10 protein-coding genes and 1 pseudogene are annotated in these 6,232 nt (G+C 37.4%); 5 read left to right on the top strand and 6 right to left on the bottom strand.

Translation table 11 applies throughout. The annotated features are described in order from the left end of the window. A partial coding sequence (locus DYY65_RS11685; protein WP_201449492.1) for a diacylglycerol/lipid kinase family protein occupies nucleotides 1–452 on the bottom strand: 452 nt, incomplete at its 3' end. 420 nt (nucleotides 453–872) lie between these two features. Between DYY65_RS11685 and DYY65_RS11680 the strand changes: the two genes are divergently transcribed. Then, entirely contained in the window at nucleotides 873–1,247 is a 375-nt protein-coding gene (locus tag DYY65_RS11680) for a PfkB family carbohydrate kinase (protein WP_162478132.1), read from the top strand. Nucleotides 1,248–1,438: 191 nt separating this feature from the next. After that, entirely contained in the window at nucleotides 1,439–1,906 is a 468-nt protein-coding gene (locus DYY65_RS11675; protein ID WP_162478131.1) for a hypothetical protein, read from the top strand. A 240-nt stretch (nucleotides 1,907–2,146) separates the two neighbouring features. Here the strand turns inward: DYY65_RS11675 and DYY65_RS11670 are convergent, their stop codons facing one another. Beyond that, entirely contained in the window at nucleotides 2,147–2,677 is a 531-nt protein-coding gene (locus DYY65_RS11670) for a CHRD domain-containing protein (RefSeq protein WP_162478130.1), read from the bottom strand. Between the two features lie 242 nt (nucleotides 2,678–2,919). After that, on the bottom strand, nucleotides 2,920–3,861 hold the full coding sequence (locus tag DYY65_RS11665) for a cupredoxin domain-containing protein (RefSeq protein ID WP_162478129.1): 942 nt from the start codon (nucleotides 3,859–3,861) through the stop codon (nucleotides 2,920–2,922). Between the two features lie 159 nt (nucleotides 3,862–4,020). Here DYY65_RS11665 and DYY65_RS11660 point away from each other — a divergent pair, with 159 nt between their 5' ends. Beyond that, nucleotides 4,021–4,581 carry a hypothetical protein gene (locus DYY65_RS11660; protein ID WP_162478128.1) on the top strand — a complete coding sequence of 187 codons (561 nt, stop codon included), beginning with the start codon at nucleotides 4,021–4,023 and terminating at the stop codon, nucleotides 4,579–4,581. A 125-nt stretch (nucleotides 4,582–4,706) separates the two neighbouring features. Continuing rightward, nucleotides 4,707–5,045, top strand: a complete 339-nt coding sequence (locus tag DYY65_RS11655) for a hypothetical protein (protein WP_162478127.1) — start codon at nucleotides 4,707–4,709, stop codon at nucleotides 5,043–5,045. A gap of 72 nt (nucleotides 5,046–5,117) precedes the next feature. Here the strand turns inward: DYY65_RS11655 and DYY65_RS11650 are convergent, their stop codons facing one another. Both DYY65_RS11650 and DYY65_RS11645 read right to left on the bottom strand, forming a co-directional pair. Continuing rightward, nucleotides 5,118–5,270: a hypothetical protein gene (locus tag DYY65_RS11650; RefSeq protein WP_162478126.1), complete on the bottom strand. Its 153-nt coding sequence runs from the start codon at nucleotides 5,268–5,270 to the stop codon at nucleotides 5,118–5,120. A 112-nt stretch (nucleotides 5,271–5,382) separates the two neighbouring features. Next, nucleotides 5,383–5,538 (bottom strand): hypothetical protein, encoded by a 156-nt coding sequence (locus DYY65_RS11645; protein ID WP_162478125.1) that lies wholly within the window; start codon nucleotides 5,536–5,538, stop codon nucleotides 5,383–5,385. Nucleotides 5,539–5,833: 295 nt separating this feature from the next. Between DYY65_RS11645 and DYY65_RS12820 the strand changes: the two genes are divergently transcribed. Continuing rightward, the gene (locus DYY65_RS12820) at nucleotides 5,834–5,962 is read left to right on the top strand and encodes a hypothetical protein (protein ID WP_255457525.1); all 129 of its coding nucleotides are present in this window, start codon (nucleotides 5,834–5,836) and stop codon (nucleotides 5,960–5,962) included. 177 nt (nucleotides 5,963–6,139) lie between these two features. Here DYY65_RS12820 and DYY65_RS13125 read toward each other — a convergent pair. Further along, nucleotides 6,140–6,232 (bottom strand): annotated as a pseudogene (locus DYY65_RS13125) (methane monooxygenase/ammonia monooxygenase subunit C); the annotation flags it as partial.

Raw genomic sequence — 6,232 nt, 5'->3', positions numbered from 1 at the left:
TTCTGTGGTTTTGCATCCAAAAATCTCTGGCAACATTCAATAATTTCAACAGGCATATCTAGTGACTTGGCTAGAATATTTCGTGAACCTGAAGGAATTATACCCATTATAGCGTTCGGATTTATGGGTCTGAGCTCCGGTAGTTCAAAAACAGTATCGTTGCCATTGGAATTATGATAACTCCCTACTATAATTTCTTCAAAAAAGCCATTCGCAACTTCGTTTATAGTACCATCTCCACCTAAAGCTATAATTTTATCAAATCCTTGCTTAAGCAAGTCTCTTGCCAAATTAGTTCCATCCCCTCTCTTTTTACTAAATACTACTTTGAGACTCCCAAGAGTCCCTTTGACCTTACCGTAGATATCTTCCCAGTCTTTTTGTGTCGATCCTCCCGCTGAGTTAGGATTTACAATCAAGGCAGTCTGCGTAGATTCCTTTTGTTGATTCATATCGGTGGTTTTAAAAGTATCATCACCATGATCACTACAGGTTCTGCTAAAAAGCAATTATGAAAAAACAAATAGACTAAAAGGTTCTGAAATTGTTGCCTGCAGGAAGGGGGTAGTGTGAGCTTTCTTACACTCTATCGGCAACATCAGATAAATAACATCGATTAGTGCAGTCTAGAAGTAGAAGGGTAGTCTCACTATGAATGCGGCTTGGAAATCATTATTTGTTTTCCAGCTCGAGCCTTTAGTAAAGTCAAAACGCCACTAATAGGCTCTCCCATCAGTCAACGATAAGCCAAGCTACACAGGATAGATACTTGCCATAATATACATGTGGTTTCAATAATATTCCATTGTGTAATACAATATAATATTTACAACAGTATAATAGAACGCATATTCTAATGTACATGACATTGATTGATTGATAAGCTGTTAAAACTTGATCTTAACCTTCCAGTTGTCGTGGTGTCTGATTATATTATTGATCATATTATAAAATTAAAGTCAAGGCAAGAATTATTTGATTTAATAGACAAAAAATTACAATTTGGTACCGGTGCAGTCAGAGGAATCTCTATACATGAACAAGCAGGAGGCAAAGCTGTTAATGTTGCGTATTGTCTTGCAAAGCTCGGATTGAATGTGACTCTTTTTTGTATGGCAGATAAAATGGGATTAGATATGCTCAAGCAAAAATTCTCTTCTTTTGGAGACGGCATAAACCTTAATACCAAGAATGGAAAACAAGGCTATAATACAGCATTTGAATTTTTGGATGAGGTTTCCAAGTAAATTTAAGTGATATAAAAGATAATAATAAATTTGGACCAGAAACGCTAAGTTCTAAAGACGATGTCAGAGCTCTTCAAGGTGCTGCTGCAGTAGCAGTAGTTGACTGGAGCAGTAATTCTTTAGGTACATCATTAGCAGAATATGTATTTGCAAAGTCGGCAAGAGCACTGCATTTTGTTGACCCTGGCGATATGCAAGAAAGAAAAAAAGATATTCCTTCTTTGCTTAAAGTAATAAGAGACTCAAACGCCATCTTGAGCGTAAATGAAAACGAGTATAATTCAATATTAGAGGCAATAGACTATAATTCTAATTCTAATTCTTTTTCGAAAATTACAGACAATGAGAAAGAGACACAAGAAAATCTAAAAGAATTTGCCATAAAAACAGGAAACACTGTTAATCATGCTAAGAAATATACTGCATGGTCTGATGGTAGTGACGCTGCTTTTTGTCCTACGAAAAGAGATCAAATTAGAAATCTAATTGGTGCAGGTGATTCATGGGATGCTGCTACTGCTAACATAGTAGGTTACCTTGCTGGACTTGAAGCAAAAGACAGGCTTGTATTCTCTAATATGTATTGTTGGCTCTATATGAGCAACACAAAGTCTGAGCCTGGAACTATGAATGAAATTATTGGGTTATTCAAACGATAAAAATATTCCATTGAGTAGGTTTGATACCATCGAATGAGGGGTGTTCTCCTCTTGTAGCAGGAACCTGCAATTTTATGCTATGGCTGTAATCATCAAATCTATTAGAATACTAACAATATCGCGGCCTCAGTCATTTCCTTAAATTTGAAGTACGCCTAGCTAAGATCCTGATACCATACGTGGATTGAAACTATTGTAAAAAGAAAAATGGGCGGGTTATTATTATTATCGTGTTCTTATCTATGAAGTTATTTGTCCTCTGATCTCACCTTTTGGGTTTTGCGTGGTATGCACATTCACATATGCATTTCCAGCCTTAATCAGATTCAGCAAATCAGACATTTGTTTACCAGCCAAAGGACCTTTAAGATCTGACGCTGTGGTATTCCCTTTAGATAACATACCATTAACCTTTCCTGTAGGAGGGTTTGTCATAGTGGGGTTTCCATATAGAATCAGTACAATTGGTCCATTCTGCTTTGCGTTACCGCTATGGATATGAGCTCCTATGACACTATTGATATTAGTGACATTCAGAGTATAGCTTAGCGATTTTCCGTTTGGACTAAGGGTAAACTTTGCGACACCTGTGGCTGGAGTCTTTATGGGCGGCACCCCGTTGCTACCTGTCAATTTGGCTGTAAATTGTTGTGACGACTGTGCAGAAACGTGGTTGATGATTGAGCCATTTGTTAGTCCTCCTATTGTCAATAACCCTGTTGCCAATATAATTGCACCAAAGACTTTTAGAGCAGTTGTTTTTGGAATCACTATCATTTTCTGATCAATATAGGATATAACAAATTCAGATCTGTAATTAAATAAAAAACATTGGTGCAAGCGTAATTAGCATCTAACTTTGTAAGAATGACTACACAGAATAGATATAAATTTGGTCGTAAAAATGTATGTATACTATATCTGATCGCAAAGAGTCTTACTCCTCTTATTAGTATCTTCTTTCCATCCTATTATAAGTATCTACTCTCTTCTTTATGTTGTTTAAGTATAACCTACTTTGTGGAGCTATTTGGTGGTAATGCAAATGTATCTGCTATTGGCGTAGGCAATATTGAATTGCTGTTAGCTACTATGCCGACTCTAATACTGTATAGAGAATTGTCAACCAACACCGGTCCTTTTATATGAAATGTGCCTGTGCTTCTAATAGACTCTTGCCCTATGAAATCTGGTCCCCATGTAGTAAAGTCTGATGTTGCATTCTTTGCTAGTGATTTATGGGTAGGAACTAATTCTAGATCTAGTATTCCATCAGCAGTATCATATCTATGACTGTATAGTGGCTTACCAGTTGAATTTAAGAGAGTCACGTTATATGTCAGCGCTATTGTAGGCGGAATCTTGACAGTCTTAGGTACAAAAGTTAGCACAAATCTCTTGGCGTGGCTTGGACTAAATGGCAAACCACCCCCGCCAACAAGCATATTAAAGTTTTTACCAGTCTCCATCCCTGTGCTTACTGTAATTCTACCATGTACTGAAGGGTCGAATTGATCATAGTAATCATACGTACCCGGTTTTGTGAACGTTTGGATAAATGAACCACCATTCCCTTGTATTGGTCCAGAATTCAAGGTGTGTGGAGGAGTGTATGTACTATTAAACATAGTAGTTACAGTATGAAGCCCGCTGTCATCATTAAACCAAATTACTGTCATACCAGCTGGTATAGATATATCTGCTGGTTCAAACTGAGGTGTGCCAAGGGAACTAAATGGGATAGTAATTGCATAAGAAGGTTGATTCCTGAGTTGATAGAAAATAGGCGGAGGAAATGTAGTACCTGACAGCGATGGGGACGTATTTACTTGTGCATATGCCCTTCCTGTATAAAGACTTGCTGCTATCACAAGGCCTGAGATGAGGAATAACGCAATTACGGTAGCAGTAACCACTTTGGTACGCCCACGCAAAACTCTAGTGCTCTGAATCATAATATAATAAGTCATCGTATAATATTTAATGATATAATAGGCATAACATTGCAAAGTAATACAAATCCGTTCATGTGTTTGCAAACAAGCAAACAGTAGAATTCAAGAGGCTGCAATCGCTTGCATAGTTGTTTTATTTAATGTCTTCCAATATGAGGTATGGAACCATTTATCAATTGGGATAAAGTAATTAAAAAGGAAGCACGAGGAATAAATGATGACGATCTTGGTGAAGTGCAAAGCATCGGCACAAATTATGTTATTACCGTGAAGGGAATAGCAAACAAAAAAACTTACTACATTCCGAAATATCTTGTTGAAGGTTATGATGGACATAATTTGTGGTTTAAAGTATCCAAAAGGGAGCTTAAAGATACATTCTCCAGAAACAGTCCGCCTAAAGTAGAAGAATATAGCAAATATAATACAGGTGCCGCTGGGTTCGGTGCTGTCTCTCAGGCTAGTAGTTCTGTTACAGGACAAGAGACTGTAAGTGTTCCTCCAGATATAGAAAACCGTGTACCGATGATTGAAAGGAAAAAGACTGTGGCAGAAGGAGATAACGAACCTGCAGTTTTAAACTGGGACAACATCGTTAACAAAAGTGTAAGAACCACAGACAATGAACCTATAGGGAGTGTAGTAGCAGTAACCAGTGGCTCTATAGTTGTAACATCAATCGGTACGAGGAATGAGTATTACATACGTCCAAAGATATGATGGAGCTGAAGTGTTCCTTAAATTACCACTAGCAGCAATGGACGACTACAAGATTTAATTTGACGTATGGACAGATAACCCAAGCTTTACTTTTTTCTGATTTTAGTTAGAGCAAAGCAAGTAATTTGAAACAAATTCAAAGATTCAGACTGCTTTTCCTTGGTGGCAGTATCGGGCTCAGTATGTTATTGACACACTTATTTGGATTAATACTCGGTCTAGGACTGTTTTTATCTGCTTATATAGGATTTATCGTTTATACTAGAAAAAGGGGGTCTAATACGTTAAACTCTCTAGGTCTAAGTAATTCTAATTCTGATACTGCAACCAATAAGGGGCAGCATGCTAACAATAACATTAGTGGCGGCTCCAAAATAACGTATATTTGCTTATCTTGTGGAAGAAAGGTTTCTGGCAGAACCTGTCGCAAATGTGGATCGCGCATGAAAAAAGCAGTGTTCTAGGGGCCAATATAAACATACGACATGGCCAACTCAAATTATTAGGCCACAAAAAATTTTGATGGATTTGATTCCTCAGGCTATCCCTGCAGGTGAATGGGCGTCACTGCTGTGTTCCAATCTATTATGAGTGCTAAGTTGCTCAGCGCTCTCAAACTCTATCCCGCAGGCATTACATCTGTGTTTATGTTTCTCTTCGGCCTTTGTATACGGAGATGCAATATACATTTGGGACCATTAATTATTACGGCATAGTAGTTATTAAACCTATAATCAAGGCATGTGTACATGACTTTACTTCATCAAGCCGAAGTTCATATTTCTTACTACATCCTGTTATCTAGTAAAGAAATAAATGAATAGGATTGGTACTAGTGGTGGTAGAAGTATTGACTTCACCTACTGAAATTTGAGGAAATAGTTTGGAATAAGCCGATGTCCAGATTGTTGGTGCAAATCTGTCTTCTCCTGTGATAGCTACATTTAGTTTTATCAATAGAATTCCCTTTTTGATATGAAAGCTCCATGCCGATGTTAAATCAGAGGTAGATGAGAAGAGCAAATCCAAGTTCAAAGAGATAGAATCAGGATATAATGAACTAATTGCTGAATTTTGAGGAGTAATATAACGAGTGACACGGATATGACGGAAGGAGAATGAATTAGACTATTTGTATGAAGATAGTAATTTTTCTGTATTTCGGATAAAGAAATCGATGAGAGAAGGGTAAGAACAAGATGCCAGAAGGGTAATACAAAACAAAGGTCTAAACAAATAAGAGGAGAGCGAAATGAGATACAAAATTGATGAACAGGTTGATTACATCAAAGCAATCACGCTCGTAATCATACAACAGATTTTAAATAATAGGCAGCAGCGTTACTTCATGAAATGTGGCAGGGTCACCTCATATGATTGATCATCGTGTAACTAATACAATATCGTAGCTCTAACCAGTGTTATTTGTAAAATAATTCATCCTACAATACAAATGAGCGTCAAGTGGTAGCGGTAGATCCAAACGGCTAGTTCAGATCTACCACATGACAACTAATGGCACAGATATGTAGGTATGCCCTTTAGGTCGATGCTTATCTTATGGGATAGCTCTGCTGTACAGCTTTCCTTCTAATGCTAGTTTGTACATTTCTGCTACGTATGGATTCTTTGCTGGTGTTTCTGCTCCTAA

This window comes from Nitrososphaera sp. AFS (assembly GCF_009898475.1).
Classification (GTDB): Archaea; Thermoproteota; Nitrososphaeria; order Nitrososphaerales; family Nitrososphaeraceae; genus Nitrosopolaris.
Note: the sequence above shows the minus strand (reverse complement) of the source record. Positions and strands in the feature narration are given on the sequence as shown.

Bases quoted from the DNA above. Each gene is read 5' to 3' on its own strand.
- DYY65_RS11675 (WP_162478131.1), top strand. From the start codon at position 1,439: ATGCAAGAAAGAAAAAAAGATATTCCTTCTTTGCTTAAAGTAATAAGA.
- DYY65_RS11665 (WP_162478129.1), bottom strand. From the start codon at position 3,861: ATGATTCAGAGCACTAGAGTTTTGCGTGGGCGTACCAAAGTGGTTACT.
- DYY65_RS11660 (WP_162478128.1), top strand. From the start codon at position 4,021: ATGGAACCATTTATCAATTGGGATAAAGTAATTAAAAAGGAAGCACGA.
- DYY65_RS11650 (WP_162478126.1), bottom strand. From the start codon at position 5,270: ATGTATATTGCATCTCCGTATACAAAGGCCGAAGAGAAACATAAACAC.
- DYY65_RS12820 (WP_255457525.1), top strand. From the start codon at position 5,834: ATGAGATACAAAATTGATGAACAGGTTGATTACATCAAAGCAATCACG.